The sequence below is a fragment of the Streptomyces sp. Q6 genome, assembly GCF_036967205.1.
GTDB lineage: Bacteria > Actinomycetota > Actinomycetes > Streptomycetales > Streptomycetaceae > Streptomyces > Streptomyces citrinus.
On record NZ_CP146022.1, the window covers coordinates 3316790 to 3339750 of the forward strand.

General features: G+C 69.7%; 19 protein-coding genes, 1 tRNA gene and 1 pseudogene. 12 read left to right on the forward strand and 9 right to left on the reverse strand.

Annotated features, from left to right (window positions below):
* The first annotated feature begins 112 nt into the window (after positions 1-112).
* Positions 113-589: an SsgA family sporulation/cell division regulator gene (locus tag V2W30_RS15410; protein WP_338697021.1), complete on the forward strand. Its 477-nt coding sequence runs from the start codon at positions 113-115 to the stop codon at positions 587-589.
* Positions 590-604: 15 nt separating this feature from the next.
* Here the strand turns inward: V2W30_RS15410 and V2W30_RS15415 are convergent, their stop codons facing one another.
* Entirely contained in the window at positions 605-778 is a 174-nt protein-coding gene (locus V2W30_RS15415) for a hypothetical protein (protein ID WP_338697023.1), read from the reverse strand.
* 90 nt (positions 779-868) lie between these two features.
* On the reverse strand, positions 869-2251 hold the full coding sequence (locus V2W30_RS15420; protein WP_338697025.1) for an FAD-binding oxidoreductase: 1383 nt from the start codon (positions 2249-2251) through the stop codon (positions 869-871).
* A 304-nt stretch (positions 2252-2555) separates the two neighbouring features.
* Between V2W30_RS15420 and V2W30_RS15425 the strand changes: the two genes are divergently transcribed.
* A complete protein-coding gene (locus V2W30_RS15425) occupies positions 2556-3863 on the forward strand; it encodes a tetratricopeptide repeat protein (protein WP_338697027.1) in 1308 nt (435 codons plus the stop codon).
* 66 nt (positions 3864-3929) lie between these two features.
* On the opposite strand, the gene hppD is transcribed toward V2W30_RS15425, so the two are convergent.
* Positions 3930-5087, reverse strand: a complete 1158-nt coding sequence (gene hppD, locus V2W30_RS15430) for a 4-hydroxyphenylpyruvate dioxygenase (protein ID WP_338697029.1) — start codon at positions 5085-5087, stop codon at positions 3930-3932.
* Positions 5088-5209: 122 nt separating this feature from the next.
* Here hppD and V2W30_RS15435 point away from each other — a divergent pair, with 122 nt between their 5' ends.
* Genes V2W30_RS15435 through V2W30_RS15455 form a run of 5 tightly spaced genes read left to right on the forward strand, consistent with a single transcriptional unit; the run spans position 5210 to position 9482 of the window.
* The gene (locus tag V2W30_RS15435) at positions 5210-5680 is read left to right on the forward strand and encodes an Lrp/AsnC family transcriptional regulator (protein ID WP_338703624.1); all 471 of its coding nucleotides are present in this window, start codon (positions 5210-5212) and stop codon (positions 5678-5680) included.
* A gap of 35 nt (positions 5681-5715) precedes the next feature.
* Entirely contained in the window at positions 5716-6363 is a 648-nt protein-coding gene (locus V2W30_RS15440; RefSeq protein ID WP_338697031.1) for an ABC transporter permease, read from the forward strand.
* The gene (locus V2W30_RS15445; RefSeq protein WP_338697032.1) at positions 6356-7636 is read left to right on the forward strand and encodes a betaine/proline/choline family ABC transporter ATP-binding protein; all 1281 of its coding nucleotides are present in this window, start codon (positions 6356-6358) and stop codon (positions 7634-7636) included. Before V2W30_RS15440 ends, V2W30_RS15445 begins: the two co-directional genes overlap by 8 nt.
* Positions 7633-8499 (forward strand): ABC transporter permease, encoded by an 867-nt coding sequence (locus V2W30_RS15450; RefSeq protein ID WP_338697033.1) that lies wholly within the window; start codon positions 7633-7635, stop codon positions 8497-8499. The genes V2W30_RS15445 and V2W30_RS15450 overlap by 4 nt, the downstream gene beginning before the upstream one ends.
* The gene (locus V2W30_RS15455) at positions 8496-9482 is read left to right on the forward strand and encodes a glycine betaine ABC transporter substrate-binding protein (protein ID WP_338697035.1); all 987 of its coding nucleotides are present in this window, start codon (positions 8496-8498) and stop codon (positions 9480-9482) included. The genes V2W30_RS15450 and V2W30_RS15455 overlap by 4 nt, the downstream gene beginning before the upstream one ends.
* 15 nt (positions 9483-9497) lie before the next feature.
* Here the strand turns inward: V2W30_RS15455 and V2W30_RS15460 are convergent, their stop codons facing one another.
* From V2W30_RS15460 to V2W30_RS15475, 4 genes and pseudogenes are all read right to left on the reverse strand, one after another.
* Complete coding sequence (locus tag V2W30_RS15460; protein WP_338697037.1) at positions 9498-10277, reverse strand: S16 family serine protease; 780 nt, start codon at positions 10275-10277, stop codon at positions 9498-9500.
* Positions 10278-10400: 123 nt separating this feature from the next.
* The gene (locus V2W30_RS15465; protein ID WP_338697038.1) at positions 10401-11042 is read right to left on the reverse strand and encodes an IclR family transcriptional regulator; all 642 of its coding nucleotides are present in this window, start codon (positions 11040-11042) and stop codon (positions 10401-10403) included.
* Between the two features lie 330 nt (positions 11043-11372).
* Positions 11373-13175, reverse strand: a complete 1803-nt coding sequence (locus tag V2W30_RS15470; protein WP_338697040.1) for a DEAD/DEAH box helicase — start codon at positions 13173-13175, stop codon at positions 11373-11375.
* A 158-nt stretch (positions 13176-13333) separates the two neighbouring features.
* Positions 13334-14797, reverse strand: a pseudogene (locus tag V2W30_RS15475) (MFS transporter).
* Positions 14798-15105: 308 nt separating this feature from the next.
* Between V2W30_RS15475 and V2W30_RS15480 the strand changes: the two are divergent.
* Positions 15106-15177 (forward strand) — tRNA-Cys (locus V2W30_RS15480).
* A 194-nt stretch (positions 15178-15371) separates the two neighbouring features.
* Here the strand turns inward: V2W30_RS15480 and V2W30_RS15485 are convergent.
* Positions 15372-15914: an AAA family ATPase gene (locus V2W30_RS15485; RefSeq protein ID WP_338697042.1), complete on the reverse strand. Its 543-nt coding sequence runs from the start codon at positions 15912-15914 to the stop codon at positions 15372-15374.
* A 208-nt stretch (positions 15915-16122) separates the two neighbouring features.
* On the opposite strand from V2W30_RS15485, the gene V2W30_RS15490 reads away from it, so the two are divergent.
* The 4 genes from V2W30_RS15490 (at position 16123) to V2W30_RS15505 (ending at position 20443) form a co-directional block, all read left to right on the forward strand.
* Positions 16123-16695 carry a hypothetical protein gene (locus V2W30_RS15490; protein WP_338697044.1) on the forward strand — a complete coding sequence of 191 codons (573 nt, stop codon included), beginning with the start codon at positions 16123-16125 and terminating at the stop codon, positions 16693-16695.
* Positions 16696-17017: 322 nt separating this feature from the next.
* Positions 17018-17476 carry a hypothetical protein gene (locus V2W30_RS15495; RefSeq protein ID WP_338697045.1) on the forward strand — a complete coding sequence of 153 codons (459 nt, stop codon included), beginning with the start codon at positions 17018-17020 and terminating at the stop codon, positions 17474-17476.
* Positions 17476-19740, forward strand: coding sequence for a hypothetical protein (locus tag V2W30_RS15500; protein WP_338697047.1), 2265 nt, complete (start codon positions 17476-17478; stop codon positions 19738-19740). The genes V2W30_RS15495 and V2W30_RS15500 overlap by 1 nt, the downstream gene beginning before the upstream one ends.
* 22 nt (positions 19741-19762) lie before the next feature.
* Positions 19763-20443, forward strand: a complete 681-nt coding sequence (locus tag V2W30_RS15505; RefSeq protein WP_338697049.1) for a hypothetical protein — start codon at positions 19763-19765, stop codon at positions 20441-20443.
* A 45-nt stretch (positions 20444-20488) separates the two neighbouring features.
* Here the strand turns inward: V2W30_RS15505 and mycP are convergent, their stop codons facing one another.
* The gene (gene mycP / locus V2W30_RS15510; RefSeq protein ID WP_338697051.1) at positions 20489-21856 is read right to left on the reverse strand and encodes a type VII secretion-associated serine protease mycosin; all 1368 of its coding nucleotides are present in this window, start codon (positions 21854-21856) and stop codon (positions 20489-20491) included.
* Positions 21857-22961 lie beyond the last annotated feature (1105 nt).

Genomic DNA, 22961 nt, shown 5'->3' on the forward strand with positions numbered 1-22961 from the left:
GAAAAAACTTTCCCGAACTCGCGTAATGCGGCGGGGACATCGTGGTCTCTCCCTTCGAAGGCCCGCTCCCGGGCCTCGTCGAGACGGAACAGATGGAGAGGGAAGGCACGACATGCACACCGTGGTGGAGCGCGAACTCGAGCTGAATCTGGTGTTGTCGCCCGAGCGGAGCATCCCGGTCCCGGCCCGGCTGACCTACCGCACCAACGACCCGTACGCCGTCCACATCGCCTTCCACATCGGCTCGGAGCACCCGGTCGACTGGACGTTCGCGCGCGAGCTGCTCGTGGAGGGGGTGTTCCGGCCGTGCGGGCACGGCGACGTGCGGGTGTGGCCGACGAAGGCGGACGGGCGCAGTGTCGTCCTGATGGCGCTGAGTTCGCCGGACGGCGACGCGCTGCTCGAAGCACCGGCGGCCCAGGTCTCGGCCTGGCTGGAGCGGACGCTGCGGGTGGTCCCCCCGGGCTCTGAGGTCGAGCGGCTCGGCATCGACGACGGCCTCGCCGAGCTGCTCGCCGTCACCCCGGCCGACGACCTGTACCTGCGCGACCCGTGGCCGTCGGACGAGTCGCCGTCGGACGAGCGGTGAGCGCGCGTGGGGCCGTCAGGCGGGGTGCTGCGAGGCGGAGGCGTGGGTCTCGGTCGGGGCCGTGACCGGTCCCGTGGAGGCGGCGGCGGTGCCGACCGCCAGACCGAGCGAGGCGACGGCGAGGGCGCCGGCCAGGACGGCGGCGCCGATCTTCCGGTTGCGCAGGGACTTGCTCTTGCTGTGGCTCATGGACTCAGGATGCCGCCGCGGGACCCCCCGGCACATGAGGCGTTCGTCCTTTATGTCACCTATACGTGAGCGGAGGGGCACCCTGAGCGATCAGAAGAGCTTGCCGGGGTTGAGCAGGCCGAGCGGGTCGAAGGCCGCCTTCACCGCCTGCTGCATCTCGACGCCGACCGGGCCGAGCTCGCGGGCCAGCCACTCCTTCTTCAGGACGCCCACGCCGTGCTCGCCGGTGATCGTGCCGCCGAGTTCGAGACCGAGCGCCATGATCTCGTCGAAGGACTCGCGGGCGCGCCGGCCCTCGTCGGCGTCCTGCGCGTCGAAGCAGACGGTGGGGTGGGTGTTGCCGTCGCCCGCGTGGGCGCAGACGCCGATGGTCAGGGCGTACTTCTCGGCGATCCGCTCGACGCCTTCGAGGAGTTCGCCGAGCCGGGAGCGCGGCACGCACACGTCGTCGATCATCGTCGTGCCCTTGACCGCTTCGAGGGCGGTGAGGGACAACCGCCGCGCCTGGAGCAGCAGTTCGGACTCGGCGGCGTCCTCGGCGGGCACGACCTGGGTGGCGCCCGCGGCCTCGCACAGGGCACCGACGGCGGCGAGGTCGGATGCCGGGTCGAGGGTGTCGAAGGCCGCGAGGAGCAGCGCCTCGGTCGTCTCGGGCAGGCCCATGTGGGCCAGGTCGTTGACGGCCTTCACCGTGGTGCGGTCCATCAGTTCGAGGAGTGAGGGGACGTGGCCGCGCTCCATGATCCGGCACACGGCGTCGCAGGCGGCCGCGGCGGACGCGAACTCGGCGGCCAGGACGAGCTGCTCGGGCGGCTTCGGCTTGAGGGCGAGGGTCGCTCTGACCACGATGCCGAGGCTGCCCTCGGAGCCGACGAAGAGCCGGGTGAGGTCGTAGCCCGCGACGCCCTTCGCGGTCCGCCGCCCGGTGGACAGCAGGCGGCCGTCGGCGAGGACGACGTCGAGCCCGAGCACGTACTCCGCCGTCACCCCGTACTTGACGCAGCACAGGCCGCCGGAGGCCGTGCCGATGTTCCCCCCGATGGTGCACATCTCCCAACTGGAGGGGTCCGGCGGGTAGTACAGGCCGTGCTCGTTCACCGCGCGGGACAGCGTGGCGTTGATGACGCCCGGCTCGACGACCGCGATCCGGTCGACGGGGCTGATCTCCAGGATGCGGTCCATCTTCGTGAGGGACACCACGATGCAGCCGTCGGACGCGTTGGCGCCGCCCGACAGGCCCGTGCGGGCGCCCTGCGGGACGACGGGGACGCGCAGCGCGGTGGCCGTGCGCATCACGTGCTGGACCTCTTCGACGGTGCGCGGCAGGACGACGACGGCGGGGGCGCCCGCGTCGCAGAAGCTCGCCATGTCGTGGGAGTAGGACGCGGTGACGTCGGGGTCGGTGAGGATCGCCTCGGCCGGCAGGCCCTGGGCGAGGTCCGACGTGAGCTGTTCGATGAGGGTGCGGCTCATGATCACAGCGTCGCACCCGGGGCCATCGGTGTGAACCCGTCCGTGGGCTCCTTCCCGCGCCGGAATGGCGAGCGGGTGTGCTCTTCGTATTGACGCACAGTGTGCGCCATGGACAACTCGGTTCGAGACGCGGCGCCCGCGGTGGACGAGGCGCCCCAGGAAGCCGGCGCCCGCCGCCTCTCCCCCCTGGTCAAGCGCGCCCTGGTCGCGTCCGTCGCCGGGGGCGTGGTGCTCGGGGGTGTGCTCGTCCTGCTGCCGGACGAGCAGCCCGCTCCCCGCGCTGCCGGGACCCGCGGGGCGGGCGGTGATCGCGGCGGCGGCCGGGGCCCCGGCCTCGCTGCCCGATCTGGGCGCGCTGATCGCGGAGCGGCAGGCGCAGGTGCGGGCGAACCCGCGCGACGACCGGTCGTGGGCGGCGCTCGGGGCCGCCTACGTGGAGCGCGGGGCGCGGACCGCCGACTCGGCGTACTACCCCAAGGCCGAGCGGGCGCTGCGCAGTTCGCTCGCCGCGCGGCCCGAGGGGAACGTGGAGGCGCTCGACGGGCTCGCCGCGCTCGCGGCCGCGCGGGGCGACTGGCGCGGCGCCAGGAAGTGGGGCGAGGCCGCGGTGAAGCTCGCCCCGGGCCGCTGGTCGGCGTACTCCGGTCTGGTCGACGCCTATCAGGGGCTCGGTGACTACAAGGCGGCGGGCCGCGCCCTGGAGAAGATGTCCGGGCTGACGTCCGGCACGGCGCTGACGCTGCGCACGGCGGCCGTCTACCGGGACCGGGGCTGGCGCGAGGACGCGGCGGCGGTCCTGTCCGACGCGGCGGCCCGCGCCTCGACGCCCGCCGAGCGGGCCGCGCTGCTGCTGCGCGCCGGTGACCTGGCGTGGGAGCGGGGCGAGGCGGCGGACGCGCTGCGCCACTTCGACGCGGCGCTGGCCGCCGACCCGGACTGCCACGCGGCGCTCGCGGGCCGGGGCCGGGCACTCGCCTCGCTGGGCCGCACGTCACAGGCGCTCCAGGCCTATCAGCGGGCGCTGGCCGAGCGGCCCGCGCCCGAGTACGCCCTGGAATTGGGCGAGTTGTACGAGTCCCTCGATCTCGGCGGGGCGGCGCGCGCCCAGTACGGCGTGCTGCGCGCGCGGGCCGCGCTCCAGGGCGCGCACGGGGTGGACGACGCGCTCGTGCTGGGCCGCTTCGAGGCGGACCACGGCGACGCGGACGCGGCGGTGGAGCGGCTGCGGGCGGAGTGGAAGCGGGCGCCGAGCGTGGCGGCGGCGGACGCGCTCGGCTGGGCGCTGCACCGGGCCGGGGACGACGACGAGGCGATCGGTCTGCTGCGGCGGGCCACGGACCGGCAGAAGGGCGGGACGGTCCGCTCGGCCCTGTTCATGTATCACCGGGGCGCCGTGGAGCGGGAGTTGGGCCTGTACGGGCCCGCGCGGCGGCACATCGGGGAGGCGCTGCGCATCAACCCGGCGTTCTCGCCGCTGCTCGCGCCGCGGGCCCGGGAGGCGATGGAGGCGCTCGGCGAGCCGCCGGAGGGCGGGCCCGAGCAGATGTGGCCGCCGAAGCCGAAGGTGTTCGCACCGGCGCGCAAGCAGGTGGCGGCGCCGAAGCGCCGCTGACGCAACCGGGTCCGCGGGCGGCCGCTCGTGCCGGCCGCCCGCGGACCCGTGTCACGGGACCCGGGGTCAGAGGTTGCCGCGCTTCTCCTGCTCCCGCTCGATCGCCTCGAAGAGCGCCTTGAAGTTGCCCTTGCCGAAGCCCATCGAGCCGTGCCGCTCGATCATCTCGAAGAAGACGGTCGGCTTGTCCTGGACCGGCTTGGTGAAGATCTGCAAGAGGTAGCCGTCCTCGTCGCGGTCGACGAGGATCTTCAGCTCACGCAGCGTCTCGACGGGCACGCGGGTCTCGCCGGCCCACTCGCCGAGGGTGTCGTAGTACGAGTCCGGGGTGTCGAGGAACTGGACTCCCGCCGCGCGCATGGTCCGTACGGACGAGACGATGTCGTTCGTGGCGAGCGCGATGTGCTGGACGCCGGCACCGCCGTAGAACTCCAGGTACTCGTCGATCTGCGACTTCTTCTTGGCGATCGCGGGCTCGTTGATCGGGAACTTCACCTTCAGGGTGCCGTCCGCGACGACCTTCGACATCAGCGCGCTGTACTCGGTCGCGATGTCGTCGCCCACGAACTCCTTCATGTTCGTGAAGCCCATGACCTGGTTGTAGAAGGCGACCCACTCGTTCATCTTGCCGAGCTCGACGTTGCCGACGCAGTGGTCGATGGCCTGGAAGGTGCGCTTGGCCGGCGGCTCGACGATCGGGTCGGCGGCGGCGAAGCCGGGCAGGTACGGGCCGTCGTAGCCGGTGCGCTCGACGAGGGTGTGGCGGGTCTTGCCGTACGTGGCGATGGCGGCGCGCACGACGGTGCCGTGCTCGTCCTTCGTCTCGTAGGGCTCGACGAGGCCGCGGGCGCCGTGCTCGACGGCGTACGCGTACGCGGCCCGCGCGTCCGGCACCTCGATGGCGAGGTCCACGACGCCGTCGCCGTGGGCGGCGACGTGGTCGGCCAGGAAGTGGCCCCAGTCGGTGGACGCCTTGATGACGGAGGTGAAGACGAAGCGGGCGCCTCCGTTGGTGAGGACGTACGAGGCGGTCTCGCGGCTGCCGTTCTCCGGTCCGGAGTAGGCGACGAGCTTCATGCCGAACGCCGTCGAGTAGTAGTGCGCGGCCTGCTTGGCGTTGCCCACGGCGAAGACGACCGCGTCCATCCCCTTGACCGGGAAGGGGTCGGCCTGCCGGGCGGTGTCGGGGGTCTGCTGCATGGACGAGTGCGTGGTCTGCGTCATGTGTGGAGGCTCCCGCCGTTCCACAAGGTGCGCAATAGTTTGCGTATTCGCTGGACAATCTGACCAGTGAGGGGTCCGATTTCTCGGGCTGTGTGTACAGGATGACCACCTTGGAGGCGGGCATGTCGATCGATGAACTCGACGGGCGGCTCATCGTGCTGCTCGCGCGCGAGCCGCGGATCGGGGTCCTGGAGATGTCGCGCCGCCTCGGCGTCGCGCGCGGCACGGTGCAGGCCCGCCTGGACCGGCTTACCTCGAACGGAGTCATCCGCGGATTCGGCCCGCAGGTGGACCCGGCGGCGCTCGGCTACCCGGTCACGGCGTTCGCGACGCTCCAGATCCGGCAGGGGCAAGGTGCCGACGTCAGGGCGCATTTGGCGACCGTGCCCGAGGTCCTCGAACTGCACACGACGACCGGCAGCGGGGACATGCTGTGCCGGCTCGTGGCCCGCTCGAACGCGGATCTTCAACGTGTGATCGACCGGGTTGTCGGTTTTGATGGCATCGTCCGGGCTTCCACGGCGATCGTCATGGAAAATCCCGTTCCGCTGCGGATCATTCCGCTGGTGGAGCAGGCGTCAGGAGATTCCTGACGGCCCTTCGAGCATCGCCCGGGCGGTGAGGCGCGATGAACTTCTGGGACTACTTGGTGGCCCGGCACCAGCAGCTGCTCGCCGACGCCTTTCAGCACGCCAGCGTGGTCTTCCAATGCACCGTGCTGGCCACGGCCATCGGCATGGTCATCGGGGTCGTCACCTACCGCACCGAGTGGGCGCGGAACGTGGCCACGAACATCACCACGAGCATTCTGACCATCCCGTCCCTCGCCATGATCGGTGTGCTGATCCCGATCGTGGGGCTCGGCGTCCCGCCCACCGTCATCGCCCTGACCCTGTACGGACTGCTGCCGGTCGTCCGCAACACGATCGTCGGGCTGCGCGGTGTCGACCCGGCGCTGATCGACGCCTCCAAGGGCATCGGGATGTCCCGCGCGGCCCGCTTGTTCAAGGTCGAGCTGCCGCTGGCCTGGCCGCCGATCCTCACCGGGATCCGGGTGGCCACGCAGATGCTGTTCGGCATCGCTGCGATCGCCGCGTACGCCTCGGGCCCCGGCCTCGGCAACGAGATCTTCCGCGGCATCGCCTCGCTGGGCAGCGCCAACGCGCTCAACCAGGTGCTCGCGGGAACCCTCGGCATCATCATCCTCGCGCTGCTCTTCGACGCCGCGTACGTCCTCATCGGCCGCTTGACCATCCCGAGGGGGATCCGTGTCTGAGACCACCACCGAGACCGCGCAGGCACCGGCGCAGACGCAGGCGTCCGGGGCCAGCATCGAGCTGGAGAACCTCACCAAGCGCTACCCGGGCTCGTCCGAACCGGCCGTGGACAGCGTCAACATGGAGATCAAAGCGGGCGAGTTGATCATTTTCGTGGGCCCGTCGGGCTGCGGGAAGTCGACGACCCTGAAGATGATCAACCGGCTGATCGAGCCGACGGGCGGCCGCATCCGGATCGGCGGCGAGGACGTCACCGACATGGACCCGGTGAAGCTGCGCCGCAAGGTCGGCTACGCGATCCAGTCCTCCGGTCTCTTCCCGCACATGACCGTCGCCCAGAACATCGCGCTCGTGCCGAAGATGATCGGCTGGTCGAAGTCGAAGATCAAGTCTCGGGTCGAGGAGATGCTCGACCTGGTCGGTCTCGACCCGGGCGAGTTCCACGGCCGCTACCCGCGCCAGCTCTCCGGCGGCCAGCAGCAACGCGTCGGCGTGGCACGGGCGCTGGCCGCCGACCCGCCGGTGCTCCTGATGGACGAGCCGTTCGGCGCCGTCGACCCGATCACCCGCGACCACCTCCAGGACGAGCTGATCCGGCTCCAGCACGAGCTGCACAAGACGATCGTCTTCGTCACGCACGACTTCGACGAGGCGATCAAGCTCGGCGACCGGATCGCCGTCCTGCGGGAGAAGTCGCACATCGCGCAGTTCGACACCCCGGAAGCGATCCTCACCAACCCGGCCGACGACTTCGTCTCCGGTTTCGTCGGCGCGGGCGCGGCGCTCAAACGCCTCAACCTCACCCGCGTACGGGACGTCGAGGTCACCGACTATCCGACGGTGGGCGTGGACGACCCGCTCCAGGACATCTTCAACAAGCTGCGCGCGGCCGGTACGAACGAGCTGCTGCTCCTCGACAAGCGCGGCCGCCCCTACAAGTGGCTGCGCCGCGGCGACCTCATGCGCGCCAAGGGGTCGCTGGCCCGCGCGGGCACCCTGGTCCACGACACCGTCACCTGGGACGCGACCCTGCGCGACGCCCTCGAAGCGGTGCTCACCGACAACGCGGGCCGGGTCGCGGTCACCGGGCGGCGCGGCGAGTACGAGGGCGTCGTCGACATGGAGACGCTCATGAACTCCGTGCACGAGCTGCTGGAAGCCGACCGGATGGAAGCCATCAACCACCAGCACGAGCTGGAGGAACAGCGCGCCCACCAGACGCAGTTGGAGCAGGAGGGCGCCGATACGGGCGACGGGGAGGCGAAGGCGTGAGCAGTCCCCTGAAGCAGGGCGGCGAGCGCCCCGAGGGCGAGCACGAGGTCAAGGGCCTCGCGTTCCGCGACGAGGGCGAGGGCGAGCAGGAGGCGCCGCCGTCCTCGGGCCCGGACAGGGGGCCTCGCCGCATCACGTGGCAGAAGCTGACGTTCCTGCCGGCGCTCCTGGCGATCGTGCTGCTGATCACCTGGCTGTGGTTCCGCAACGCGGACCTCGACTCGATCTCCGAGAACGCCATCTCGGACGGCCAGGTCGGCAAGGCGCTGCGCCAGCACATCAGCCTGACGGTGATCTCGACGTTCTTCGTGCTGATCATCGCGATCCCGCTGGGCATCCTGCTGACCCGCAAGATGTTCCACAAGGCGACGCCCTACGCGATGGCGCTCGCCAACATGGGGCAGGCCACCCCGGCCATCGGCCTCCTCGCGCTGCTCGTCATCTGGCTGGGCATCGGCGAGAAGTCGGCGCTGATCGGCATCATCATCTACGCGATCCTGCCGGTGCTCTCCAACACCATCGCGGGCCTGAAGGCGAACGACCCGACGCTCCTGGAGGCGGCGCGCGGCATCGGCATGTCGCCGATGGGCGTGCTGCGCAAGGTCGAACTGCCGCTGGCGGTCCCGCTGATCCTCGCCGGTGTGCGCACGGCCCTCGTCCTCAACGTCGGCACGGCCACCCTCGCCACGTTCGGCGGCGGCGGCGGGCTCGGCGTCCTCATCACCACCGGGATCACCAACCAGCGCATGCCGGTCCTGATGCTCGGCTCGATCCTGACGATCGCGCTGGCGCTGCTCGTGGACTGGCTGGCGTCGCTGGCCGAACTCCTTTTGCGGCCGCGCGGGTTGGAGGCAGGCGCATGACGTCCACCAAGCGCAGGAGCTACCGGGTGCGCGGGGCGGCGGCCGCGCTCAGCGGTCTGGCGCTGCTGGCCGGCTGCGGTCTCACCAGCGGCAGCCCGCTCGTCGACGACGTGAAGCCCGGCTCCATCGGGCAGGGCGAGCCGCTCAAGGGAGCGAACCTCACGGTCACGTCGAAGGAGTTCACCGAGCAGCTGATCCTCGGCGCGATGATGGGCATCGCGTTCAAGGCGGCCGGAGCGGACGTCCTCGACCGGACCGGCATCCAGGGCTCCGTGGGTGCCCGCGAGGCCATCAAGTCCGGTGACGCGGACGCCATGTACGAGTACACGGGCACGGCCTGGATCACGTACCTGGGCAACTCGGATCCGATCACCGACCCGCAGAAGCAGTGGCAGGCGGTGCACGACGCCGACCTCAAGAACGGTGTGACGTGGCTGCCGCCCGCCGAGCTCAACAACACGTACGCGCTCGCGATGAACGACGCCGCCTTCAAGAAGTACGGGACGAAGACGCTCTCCGACGTCGCCGCCCTGTCGAAGTCGGACCCGGGCGCGGTCACGCTGTGCGTGGAGAGCGAGTTCGCCAACCGCGCGGACGGGCTGCACGGCATGGAGAAGGCGTACGGGATGAGCATCCCGAACGGCAACGTCACGCAGATGGACAGCGGCATCATCTACACGCAGGCGGCGAAGGGCAGTTGCACGTTCGGCGAGGTCTACACGACCGACGGCCGCATCAAGTCGATGAACCTCCACGTGATGGAGGACGACAAGCACTTCTTCCCGAACTACAACGCGGCGCCCGAGCTGAACAGCAAGGCGCTCGCGAAGTACCCGAAGATGGCCGAGGTCATCGAGCCGATCACCAAGAAGCTCGACAACACGGTCGCGCAGACCCTCAACGCCAAGGTCGACGTCGACGGGCAGGACCCGCACGACGTGGCGAAGGACTGGCTCGTGCAGGAGGGCTTCGTCAAGGAGTGAGCCGGTGGCCGGGGCTCAGCAGGTCGGGGCCTTCGCCAGGTTCGTCAGGTCGGTGATCGTCCGCTTGAGGGTGGTCACCGGGACGAGCCGCATCGACTTCGGCGCGGAGGCCTTGGCGTCCGCGCACTCCGCCTTCGGTACGAGGAAGACGGTGGCGCCGTCGCGGTCGGCGGCCTGCACCTTGAGCGAGACACCGCCGACGGCGCCGACCTTGCCGGCGGCGTCGATGGTGCCGGTGCCCGCGATCGACCTGCCGCCGGTGAGGTCGCCGCCGCGGCCGTCACCGTCGAGCATGTCGACGATGCCGAGGGAGAACAGCAGCCCGGCGCTGGGCCCGCCGACGTCGCCGAGCTGGAGGCTGACCTCGATGTCCTTGCCCTGGTCGCCGAGGTAGGCGAGGGCGGCCTGGGTGGCGGCGTCCTGCGACCCCTTCATCTCCCGCTTGTTGTGCTCCTCGACCTCCTTGGTCGAGTCGCCCGCCGGGTACACGGAGTCGCGCGGCATGACCGCACGGTCCTCGGCGAACCAGCCGTCCAGTACGTCACCGAGGTGCACGCTCGCATCGGGCCCGGTCGCCACGATCGTCACCGCGCGCAGCTTGCCCGTGGTGTCCCGGGTCGGGGCGCCGGTGATCTCGATGACGGGCTTGCCGTCCGACTCCCCCAGCACGTTCGTCGTCGGCCCCGGCTGCGCGAGCGAGAACGGCAGCGGGGCGAACCCGGCGACGGCGAGCAGCGCGAGCACCGGGAGCGCGCAGAGGGCGAGGGCACCGGGACGGCTGAGGCGATTGAGCACGGAGCCAACTTATCGTCTGCCCCGTCGATCTTGACGGGTGCGGGTGCGGGCACGTGCGGGTGCGCGGGTGCGTGCGGGTGCACGCCCCTGCGTCGCGTCGATCCCGCGCCTGAGCGCCGTGCGTCAGCGCAGCGCGTCGGCGACCTCGCGCGCCGCGTCCAGGACCCGGGGTCCGACCCGCTCGGGCACCGCGTCCGCCAGCATCACGACGCCCACGCTCCCTTCGAGCCCGGTCACCCCGAGCAGCGGCGCCGCGGCGCCCGACGCCCCGGCCTCCAGCTCTCCGTGGGTCAGGGTGTAGCCCGGATCGGCGAGCGCCCCCTGTCGCGACGCGAGGATCGCGCGGCCCGCGGCCCCCTTGTCGAGCGGGTGGCGGAACCCGGTCCGGTAGGCCACGTGGTAGTCGGTCCAGGTCGGTTCGACGACGGCCACGGCCAGCGCCTCACTGCCGTCGACCAGCGTCAGGTGGGCGGTCGCCCCGATGTCCTCGGCGAGCGAGCGCAGCGCGGGCAGCGCGGCCTCGCGCACCAGCGGGTGGACCTGCCGGCCCAGGCGCAGCACCCCGAGCCCGACCCGGGCGCGGCCGCCCAGGTCACGGCGGACGAGGGCGTGCTGCTCCAGCGTGGCGAGCAGGCGGTAGACGACGGTGCGGTTGACACCGAGCTTGTTGGACAGCTCGGTCACGGTCAGGCCGTGGTCCGTGTCGGCGAGCAGTTTGAGGACGCGCAGTCCCCGGTCGAGCGTCTGGGAGGTCTCCGCGGTCACGACGCCCACTCCTTAGTGGTGAGGGTCGGCGGTCTCCTACGCGGCGGTTGTCGCCGCCTGTCCCTTGGGCGACGCGCGTCAGAGCCGCCGGTCGGTGATCAGGCGCTGGGCTGCATACGGCCGCTACGGCTGGCTACGGCTGCATACGACTGTCTTCGTACGTACCGGCTGCGCTCCGCGGCGGCGCTGCCACGGGGCGTGTGCGTTGCCGGGAATGTAGCGAGGTCGTCCCGCTGAGCGGAAGACTCCGTCCAGAATCCGGTCATCCCGCGGCCGGAGTTATGGGTGATTGCCCGCACTTGGACCAGGACTCGGCCCGAAGCGCGGGCCTCACTTCATCCGGGTCGCCCACTCCTGGACCTTGGCGATGCGCTGACGCAGCTGCCCGGCGGTGGCCTCGGCGCTCGGCGGGCCGCCGCACACCCGGCGCAGTTCGGTGTGGATCACACCGTGCGGTTTGCCGCTCTGATGCACGTACGCGCCGACGATCGTGTTGAGCTGCTTGCGCAGCTCCATCATCTCCTTGTGGGAGACCACCGGCCGCCGCTCGGCGGGCAGTTCGAGCAGATCGGCCTCGCTGTCGGGCCGCTTCTTGCTGTGCGCGATCTGCCGGGCCTGCCGCTTCTGGAGGAGCAGCTGCACCTGGTCGGGTTCGAGGAGCCCGGGGATGCCGAGGTAGTCCTGCTCCTCCTCGCTCCCGGGGTGGGCCTGCATACCGAACTCGGCGCCGTCGTACAGGACGCGGTCGAAGACGGCCTCGGACTCCAGGGCCTCGAAGGCGAACTGTTCCTGCTCGCCGGTGTCCTCGTCCTGCTCCTTGTTCGCCTCGTCCATCTCCTTCTCGGACTCGGCGTAGGGGTCCTCCTCCCCCTCCTTCTTCGGCTTGTCGAGCACGTGGTCGCGCTCGACCTCCATCTCGTTGGCGAAGCCGAGCAGGTCGGGGACGGTGGGCAGGAAGACGGAGGCGGTCTCGCCGCGCCTGCGGGACCGCACGAAACGGCCCACGGCCTGCGCGAAGAACAGCGGTGTCGAGATGGTGGTGGCGTACACGCCCACGGCGAGGCGCGGCACGTCGACGCCTTCCGACACCATGCGCACGGCGACCATCCAGCGGTCCTCGCTCGCCGCGAAGTCGTCGATCCGCTTCGAGGCGCCGGTGTCGTCGGAGAGCACGAGGGTCGCCTTGGAGCCGGTGATCTCCCGGATCAGCTTCGCGTACGCGCGCGCGGAGTCCTGGTCGGAGGCGATCACGAGGGCGCCGGCGTCCGGGATGCCCTTCCTGACCTCGGTGAGGCGGGCGTCGGCGGCGCGCAGCACGCTCGGCATCCACTCGCCGCGCGGGTCGAGCGCGGTGCGCCAGGCCTGGCTGACGGCGTCCTTGGTCATCGGCTCGCCGAGCCGGGCGGCGATCTCGTCCCCGGCCTTGGTCCGCCAGCGCATGTTGCCGCTGTAGGAGAGGAAGATGACAGGCCGCACGACGCCGTCCCCGAGCGCGCTGCCGTAGCCGTACGTGTAGTCGGCCGAGGAGCGCCGGATGCCGTCCTTGCCCTCCTCGTACTGGACGAAGGGGATCGGGTTGGTGTCGGAGCGGAACGGCGTACCGGTGAGCGCGAGACGCCGCGTGGCGGGCTCGAACGCCTCCAGGCACGCCTCGCCCCACGACTTCGAGTCGCCGGCGTGGTGGATCTCGTCGAGGATGACGAGGGTCTTGCGCTGTTCGCTCCGGTTGCGGTGCAGCATCGGGCGTACGCCGACGCCCGCGTACGTCACCGCGACGCCCTGGTACTCCTTGCTGAGCGGGCCCGCGCTGTACTCCGGGTCCAGCTTGATCCCTATCCGCGCGGCCGCCTCGGCCCACTGCTTCTTCAGGTGCTCGGTCGGCGCGACCACGGTCACCTGCTGCACGACGTGGTGGTGCAGCAGCCAGGAGGCGAGGGTGAGCGCGAAGGTCGTCTTGCCCGCGCCCGGCGTCGCGACCGCGAGGAAGTCGCGCGGCTGCTCCTGGATGTACCGCTCCATCGCCCCCTGCTGCCAGGCACGCAGCTTGTTGGCGGTGCCCCAGGGGGCGCGGCCGGGGAAGGCGGGTGAGAGGTGGTGGGACGACGAGGAGCTGGTGGCGGCTGTAGTAGTCACGGTCTCCGTTTACTCAGGACTGGACGGCACGCTACGTACGACATCACGGCTACGTATGACAACCGGGCCACCCTACCGGTGAGCGTGTTGACGAGCGCGCCCGACGAGGCCGCACAGCGGCTGGTTGGGACGTGTGTCACAGATCAACTGGCGTACGTTCACGGGCAGTCGTCACCAGGTGACTGCCGGGCCGCCCGCAGCCGCGTGGCCACCCACGCCCCGGCCAGGGCGACGGCCGCCATGGGCAGGAAGACGGCGACGAACGCGGCGGGGTGCGAGCCGCCGGCGCCGTCAGCGACGCCGTGCCCGACCGCTCCCCGCCGAGCGCCGCGAAGGCGGCTCCCCCGGCGGCGAGCAGCACGACGTTCGAGAGGCCGTCGGATATCTGGAGGGCGGCGGAGTTCGTGCCCGCTTCCTCGGGCGCGGACAGCTGGAGCAGCAGCACGCTCGTGGAGGAGATCACGAGCCCCATCCCCAGGCAGCCGAAGCCCCACGCGACGGCCACGGTCCACACCGGCACGGCCTCGATCAGCACGCTCGGCGCGGCGACGATGGCGGCGGCGACCAGCACCATGCCGCCGGCGACGAGCCGCTCCCGGTACGGCTCGAACCTCGGCCGGGACTGGAGCCACGACCCGATCGCCCAGGTGGCGCCGCCACCGGCCAGCGAGAACCCGGCGAGCGTCGGCGACAGCCCGCGCTGGGTGACCAGCATCAGCGGCACGAACGACTCCGCCGCGATGAACGACCCCGCCGCGATCCCGCGCAGCAGCACCACCGACGGCAGCCCGCGTACGGCCCGGTACGTGCCGGGCGGCAGCAGCCCGAGCACGGACGGCACGAGCAGGGCGGCGCCGACGACACCGGGCAGGAGCGCGAGCGGCCGCAGGTCCTGGGCGGCGTACTGGAGGAGCCCGGCCCCCAGCGAGATCCCGAACGCGAGCCGGATCCGCCGCCGGTCGACGCCCCCGGTCGGCGCGTGCTCGGGGCCCCGCCGGCCCGCCGCCTGACCTGCGGGAGCGCGAGCCCGAGCGGCAGCAGGACGAGCAGGGGATCCCCAGGAACACCCAGCGCCACCCCAGGTGCTCGGTCACGGCGCCCGCCGCGAGCGGCCCCACGATGGACGGCACGACCCAGCTCGCCGCGAACGCCGCCATGATCGCGGGCCGCAGCGGTGCGGGGTAGGCGCGGCTGACGATCACGTACAGCGCCACGATGACGAGCCCGCCGCCGAGCCCCTGCACGGCCCGCCCGGCGACGAACATCCACATGCTCCCCGCGGTCCCGGCGAGCAGCAGCCCCGCGGCGAACGCGCCGATCCCGGCGGTGACGGGCCCCAGCGGCCCCCGCCGGTCGGCCCACTGCCCGGCGAGCACCATGCCGAACAACGACGTCGTGAAGTACCCGGAGAACGCGAAGGCGTACAGCGACACCCCGTCCAGCTCCCGCGCGGCGACCGGCATCGCGGTCCCGACGGCGGTCGCCTCGAAGGCGATGAGCAGGACGACGGTGACGATGCCGATGCTCAGGGCGCGATAGGTACGCCCGAGCACACCTTCACCGACGACGACGCCGCCGCCGACGTCGGCGCCCGTGCCCGTGCCCGTGTGGCCCCCGTCCATGTGGCCCACGTCGATGTGGGCCGCGGGGACGGGGGCCATGTTCATGTCGTCTGCGAGATCGTCGTCGAGGGCGGCCATGCGGATCAGAGTAAGGGGCGTACGGCCGCCTGACCCCTGTCGGGAGATGGGATTACCGCTGGTCCCTTGGTCCTACGTCTCCGCCCGCCCACCGCCGGCCGCCATCTCCACCAGGCCGTTCATGAACGCCGTGTGGCAGTCGCGTTGCGGGGGCGGCGAGAGCCTTGAGGGTGGGTGGGATGCGCCCTACGGTCGAGTCATCAAGGGGTCGGCCACCGCGCGGACCACTTGGCCGTGTGCCCGAGTGGTTTAGGGATTCGCCTGCAAAGCGAAGCACACCGGTTCGATTCCGGTCACGGCCTCCGGCAGCTCAACGGCGCTGAGCTGCACGCCCAGGAAAGGGCGCCCCACCGTGGTGGGGCGCCCTTTTGGCGTGCCCCCACGCCCCGCGCACGACGGGAGATCAAGAGCCGGTACGAGAACCGATACGTGCGCCTGTACGAGAGCCGGTACATGCGCCGGTACGAGAACCGGTACATGCGCCGGTACGTGCGCCTCAGCCGACCCGGGCCCGCATCAGCCCCGCCAGCACGGCGTCGACGCTCTCCTCGACCGTCAGCGCGGACGTGTCGAGCCACAACCCGATCCGCGGCGTCTCGTCCCGGAGCACCCGGTCGAGCCCGCTCACCCCCCACTCCCCGTACCCGGTCTTGCCCCGCCCGGCCTCCCGCGTCTCCACGACGTCGGCGCGCGGCGCGAGGACGACCACGTACAAGGGCCGTACGCCGATCCCGTCGACGTACGTCCGCAGTTCCTCGCCGAGCACGACGTCCTGCACGACGGCGGTGAACCCGGCCCGCGCGTACCCCTCGGCGACGGCCGTCGACTGCCGGTACCGGAGCCGGAGTTGAGCCTGTGCCTCCGCCCCGGCCCCGGGCTCGTACTCCACGCGCCCGGACACCACCATCCGCCGGAACACGTCCCCCCGCACGTGCGCGGCGCGTGGCAGCCGCTCGGCGAGGGCCTGGGCGACGGTGGACTTGCCGGACGCCATGACGCCGGTGATGAGGACTACGGCGGAGTCGAGGGGCTCGGTCACGGATGCATTCTCGCGCCGAGCCGCTGCCGGGTTCGTCCGCCGCGTACACATCACGGCTGCTGACCGACCCTGCACGCGCAGGCACTCCCTCTCCACCACCCCCCCCATGGCGATCAACCACCGTTCCCCTGACGGAAACCACCGCCGCCCTGAGTGCCCTGCTATACACAAGAGGCATCGCAGACCACTCAGACCACGGGGGCATCACATGACCGTCATGGCCGTCGGCCTTCTCATAGCCGCCGCGCTGTTCGCGGTGCTCGGCCTCGTGAACCAGAGCTGGCTCCAGCGGCACTGGCCGGGCCGCCGCTCCGCAAGCAGCGGACGCCCCGAGCCGACCGCCTCGGCCTCGGGCTGGCGCCGGGTGCTGTTCCTGATCCTGGCCGTCACCCTGGCCTACCAGGGAGTCAAGGGCCTCAGGCTCGCGGACGAGACATCGTGGAGCGCCGACGAGCTCCGTCGGACGGTGGACCAGGCAGCCTCCGCGCTGGAGAGGGAGCCGCACATCAGTGACCCGCAGGACGACTACGGGTCACTCGTCGAGAGCGAGGTCATGAAGGCCGGCGAGGGCTCGGGCCCCCTGACAGCCCTCGATGTCACGTCGGTCGACAAGGACTCCTACGCCGTGACGGCGACCGGCGCGGGCGACGGCTTCTGCCTCCGGATCTCCGAGTCGCCATCGGACGAGGGCGGTCTCATCGTCCCAGGAGCGGGCGACCAGTCGCCGACGCACGTACCGGCGTACGACCTGAAGACGAAGGTCACGTCAGGACGCTGCTGAACCCCATCCCTGAGGCCCGGTCCCGGTCCCGGTCCTGGCCCCGGCGGCGGCCCGACTTCCGGCACACGCCGATCGCGTCGACCCGAAGCGCGGCGTGTCCTCGAACGGGTCGCCGAGTCGCGCACCAGACACAGAAACTCAGCTCCCATCGATGGCCAGGGGGTGTCCCGTCCCCACGAAGAATCCGACCGCGATGCGATCCACGAGTCGCTCCAGGGAGATCACCGGCGACCGGTGTGATCTTGATGTTCGAGCGCTACCGTGACGGATGCGAAGGGGTCCATCGGTCGCGAAAGCAATCAAGCACGTGGGGGAATCGCACATGGCGTGGGACGAGTGGGAGCAGCTCAAGGCCGAGGCGGCGGACCGGCAGCCCACAAAGATGCAGCTCAACAGCATCCCGGTGGAACCGGGCGGCGGCGGGCCCAGCACGTACGGCGACCTCAAGGTCGACAACAAGGACCTCATCGCCGTGGGCAAGGCGGCCCACGATCTGCACAAGGACTTCGACGAGGCGAGCGACAAGGCCCGGCTCGCGTCGATGAGCGTCGTGGACAGCATGAAGAAGGGCGACGGTTTCGAGCTCGGCGAGGCCATCGACCATGTCGCGGTGCACTGGGTCGACCAGGTGCAGTCGCTCCTCGACGCGACGGCTCACATCGCGAACCACCTTCATGTCACGCAGAGCGTCCACGCCAAGGACGAGGTCTACATCGAGGGCGTGATCAGCAGCATCTCGACCCTGGACAAGGGCTTCGACGAGAGGACCACGGGCAAGTAATGGATCTCGACGCGCTCCGCCACCTCGACTTCTCCAAGCTCGACGACGCCATCGAGCGCTGGGAGAAGATGACAGGCGACCTGAAGACTCTCGCCTCTGATGCTCGCGACAACCTGAAGAAGAAGGCCGACACCGCGAACTGGGCGGGCATCAACGCCACCGTCACGCGCGAGTTCGTGGACAAGACAGCGGGCGAGTTCGACGACGCGCACACCCAGGCGCAGACCGTCACCAACATCATCAAGGACACCCGCGGTGAACTGGCGACGTACAAGCAGCAGTTGAACACCGCGATCGACAACGCCTCTTCGTACACCGTCGTGGACACGGGCAGCGGCTCGTTCAATGTCGTGCCGCATCCGACCACCGATCCCGACGGCGCGACCAAGGGGGCCACCGCACTGCGGGACGACATCCAAGGCATCCTGAAGAAGGCGAGCGAGAGCGACAGCACCGCCGCCAAGGCCCTGCGCCTGGTAGTCGACCACTCCGAGTACGGCTTCTCCGACGCGAGCTACAAGAACCGTGACGACGCCGCCGACGCGATCGCGGCGGCCGAGCGAGCCGCGAAGACGGTACGCAAGGACCCGCACGACGTCTCCAACACCGAACTCGCCTCCCTGAACGCCGACTTGGCGAAGTACAAGAACGACCCGCTCTTCGCCGAACAGTTCGCCGTGGACGCCGGCCCGAAGAAGGTGATGACCTTCTACGCGGGCATCGCCGACCCGTACAACATCACGTACGACCCCAAGCGCGGCGAAGAGGCCAAACAGCTTCAGAAGAACCTCGGCATCACCCTCGGGACGGCGACCCTCTCCGACAGCGCCCACATGCGCAGTTGGGAGAAGCAGGTGGTCGACATGGGCCCGAAGGAGCTGGGGACCGACGACGCGAACAACCCCCGCGGGTTCGCCGTGATGAGCAATCTGATGCGGTTCGGCAACTACGACGACCAGTTCCTCAACGACTACGGCGACAAGCTCATCGCCTACGACAAGGAACGCAACGTCAAGGACATGAACCCCTGGGTCAACAACTGGAACCAGGGAACTCTCAACTACTGGGACAAGGACGACCGCGGCCGGGACCCGATGGCGGGATTCCTTCAGGCGCTCGGCCACAACCCGGACGCGTCCACGCAATTCTTCGAGCAGCCGCACGGTTCGGGCGCGGGCGTCGACAAGGACTCAGACGTCAACGACCATCTCAAATATCTGACGAAGGACCGGATCTGGGCAGCCGACCCCACCCTCAATGGCGACGACGACGTCGTAGCAGGACACGACGCATTGGGGCACGCGCTGGAGGCAGCGACCACGGGATATCCCTATGACGCGGACGCCATGACCGCGAAGGATCCGATGATCCCCGGAGATGGCGATCGGCGGACTGCTGAAACTGCCGGTGTCATGGAGCAGGTCGCCTACCTCTATGGCGGGGAAGACGGACCTAAAATGCTGCACGACCAGCCTGAACTCGCAGACAGTCTCGGCAAAATGGGCAGTGCATATATTGACGACATCGACTATTCCCTGTCAGGACTTGGCGATCACTCCAAGGACGCCAGCGATTTCCCGGCAAAGTATGCCGGAAGAGCGAATTTCGGCAACCAAGGAGCCATCGATTTTCTGAGCGTTCTCGGCCAGAACGAGACATCTCACAAAACAGTGACCGCTGCCCAACACCTCTACACGTTGAGCCTCCTGGATGCGCACCCGGCCACAAGCGATGCAAATATGACGCACGCTCAGGATGCCATGGCGGTCGGAGCCGAGGCCCGCGGCATCTTGGACAACTCTCGCGTTCAGCAAGCTGAGCAGACCTACGGCGAGAAGAGCGATGAAGCCAACAAATCGCTTGAGCGGTCCGGCGATTGGAAGAAACTCGTCGCGGGCGCCGCGATCGCCGGTGGAGTCGCAGCGATTCCACTGCCGGGTTCCACCGCTGCCGCGATCGTGATCGCTCCCCTGGCCGCCGACACGTTGACCAATGCGGCTGACACCTTGGTCGGCCATGCGATCGACAAGGGATCCGAAAGTGACGAATCAGACCCGTCGGAGAATTCTCAGATGACGAGTCGAAAGTTCTACGCAAACGGGGCCGATGACCTCGGAGATGCTTACGACGCCTACTTCAAAGGTCACCCTGAGGCCAAGGCGAAAGCCGACGAGAACCAGTGGATCGAGAACATCAAGGCCGGGTACATGGGGACCGGTTCCCATGAGAACGACTACCGCGGCCGTCCCCCGTACGAGAAGTGATCAAGGGCGAATGATGCATCACGTGTCAGGACGCAGCACGCCTCGAGCCGCTTTTGCGGTTGCCGCCTTGGCTATCCTTATCAGCGGCTGTTCCAGCTCTTCCGGCAACAGCAGTGGAGGCGAAACGGCCTCGGCGGGAGTACCAGCCGTCGAGGTATGCGCGGGCACACTCGACGCGTCGGCCGTAGCCGCCCTTGTGCGTATGTCGGGCACAGACCGATTCGACGAACTCACCGGCACCAACGATGCAGGTGAACCTAATAAATTCTCCCTTGGTCGAGCCGTCAAGCATCTCCACGAGAAGACGAGCCGACGCAGTGCTTGCACGGTCTACAAGGCGGGCGACAGCAGCGGGAAGCCACTACTTGAAATCGACTTCTCCGCGTCACTGAGCCACCCTGACGACACCACCTCCGGGGCGAGCAATGTCATTTATCCGCTAGGGGTCTATGCCGCCACCGGCGTCAACGGATCTCAACTCTTCTTCCGCTGTAAGACCGAAGCGAACTCGGCCGATTCCTACGTCGGCGACTCGGAGTACGTTAAGGCTTCCATGTACTCGGCATCAGGAAAAATCCGAGGAGACAGCGGGGGCAGAGACCGGATGACGGTACTCAATTCAGTGGCTCGAGCACTGGCAAAGGAAGCCGGTTGCGCGCAGGAGGCCGACCTACCGGAGAAGCTTCCTGCCGCTGATGATTGAGGAATTCTGAGGCAAGGAAGGAAGCTGCTTTCCTGACAGCTCTGGTCAGGATCCCTGGTGCGGGTCGTTCGGGTGGTTACCCTGAGGTGAGCCGTAACGCTGCTGACCCTGCGGGCTGAACTGCTGCTCACCGTATGGCGGTTGGGATGCGTATGGGCCACCGTAAGGTGGGTGCATCGGCGGGATAGCGGGCGGCAGTTGCCGGTCGCGCCGGCGTCGCCGAGCCACGATAAGAGCGACGGCGCCACCGACCACCACGACAGCGGCTCCCGCCGCGACCCACGGTCCAAAGGTGTTGCCCTCGGACCCGGCCGCGCTCTTTGCAGAGTCCTCGCCACCTGAGGCTTTGGTACCAGCGCCCTGCGACGCCTCCGAGGACGGCGACTTGGCAACCACGGGATAATCCGTCATGGGGAACTTGTCCGCCGGCCCCGGATCCCCCGGCGTCTTCAGCGCGATGCGCGGCCGCACGATCCCGTACCCGATGCCGTCGTTGCGCTTCGCGCCGTCGGTGGGGCCACCGATCGTGTTGAGCATGACGCGCAGGACCTGGTTGTTGGTCCAGTCGGGGTGAGCTGACCAGATGAGGGCGGCGCTGGCCGAGGCCAGTGCTGTGGCGTCACTGCTACCGCTGGTCTTGCAGAGCCCCGTCTTGCCTCCGCAGGCGTGAACCATCTCATCGCCGGGCGCCGCAAGGTCCACTTGGGGCCCGGCCGTCGATTCACCGGTCTTGCTGAGGTTCTTCCCCACCGCACCCACTCCGACCACTCCCGGAGTGGCCGCCGGATACTCGACCGAATTGTCGGAGGCTCCACTGTTGCCGACGGCCGCAAAGACGAGCGACCCCTTCTTCAGCGCGTAACCGGCGGCCTCCTTCAGCTTCCGGGAGTCGACTCCGCCGCCCATGGAGATGTTGATGACCTTGGCACCCGAATCCGCTGAATAGCGAATGGCTTCGCTCATGCGGTCGGCCATCGCGAAGGACGTGATCTCGCTGGAGTCCGGCATACGAACGGGAAGGATCTGCGCACCGGGAGCAAGGCCGAACGCCCCTTGCCCACCACCATAGGCACCGGTCCCGGCGATGAGACCCGCCATGCCGGTGCCGTGCCCGTCGTAGTCGGTGTGCTCGTCGCCGGATCGCTTCGACGACGCAAGGTCCTGACCGTCGAGTACGCGCCCCTTCAGGTCAGCGTTACTGGGATCGACACCCGTGTCGATCACGGCGACCGTAATGCCTTTGCCGGTGCTGGTCTTCCACATCGACTCGGCGTGCATCACGTCGAGGAACCACTGCTGCGAGCGAGTTGACTCCGCCTCGGCAGGCGTGGCCGCCGTGCCCACCAGCAGCAGGCCGCACAGCGCCGAGGCCGCGACTCCGACGCGCTTGTGGCTGGGACTGGTGGTGGGCACGTGTCTACCTCTCGTTGTTTCTCGGGGTCTCGTCGATCACTGGCGGGACATCACGCCGGTCGTCAGGCTGCCAGGTCGATTCGTCCTCGACGAGGTAATCAGGCCGCTCCCCCTGACTCTCGTCGCGACGCTGCCCCGGACGGGCGCCATGGGGTGCGGCCCCACCACGGCCTGCCTGGTTAGGCGTCAGCGTCCCCTCGGAGACATTGGCCGAGCGTCCGCTCTGCCCTCGCACCAGCCCGGAGCCCCCAGGGCTGAACGAACGGGCATTGGCTCGGCCCTGCTGCTGCCCCCGGCCACCGACGATTCCGCCGCTCTGGCCGACACCGCGACGTCCTGCGCCGGTCGCACCCCGCTGAGCTGTGCCCTCAGCGGCACCCCCGGCCCGAGGGCCGGACGCGCTGCGCCCCGTGGCTGCTGTACGGCCTCCGGACTCACCGCCCACCACTGTGCCACGCGGAATTCCACTGCCCCGCTGGCCGGTTGCCGGTTGTGGGCGCCCCCCGGACACGCCGTTGCTCGTCGGCGCGCGTCCAGGTGTACCGCCTCCTGCTGTCCTACCGGTGCCGGTCACGTTCTGGCCGCCCATGACGGGCCCGCGTGCCCCTGGAGCGGTGGGACGACCCGTCGCGGTCGTCCCAGGCGAAGTGCCTGTCGCCCTGCCTGCGCCCATTGCGTTGGGACTCGGCAAGACACCGCGGGCGACGGGCGGTGAGCCGGTCGGACGGCCTGTGAACGGGATCGGGTTGCCACCGACCGACGGCAGGGGCGTTCCTGTCACGGATGGCTGAGGGCCCGTGCCGGGCAGCGACGGTCCCGATGGGGTCGTACGCCCTTGAGCGCTATCCGGGAGAGTGCCGACCGAGTCGATGTCCATCCCCGTGGTGGGCGTGACCTCAGGGGCGCGCGCGCCGTCCGACGCCGGGACGCTGCCTCCCACGTGAACGTCGGAAGCCGCACCTTGCCGTGCCGGTTCCACCGCACTGCGTTCCGTCCCGGCGTTCTGGGGTACGGCTGCCGCCCCCTCCCCAGTCGTGCCGCCGGGGCCCGTAGCCCTCGGGCGCGCCAGATCCTGGCTGGACCCACCGTGCGGCACCACAGCGTC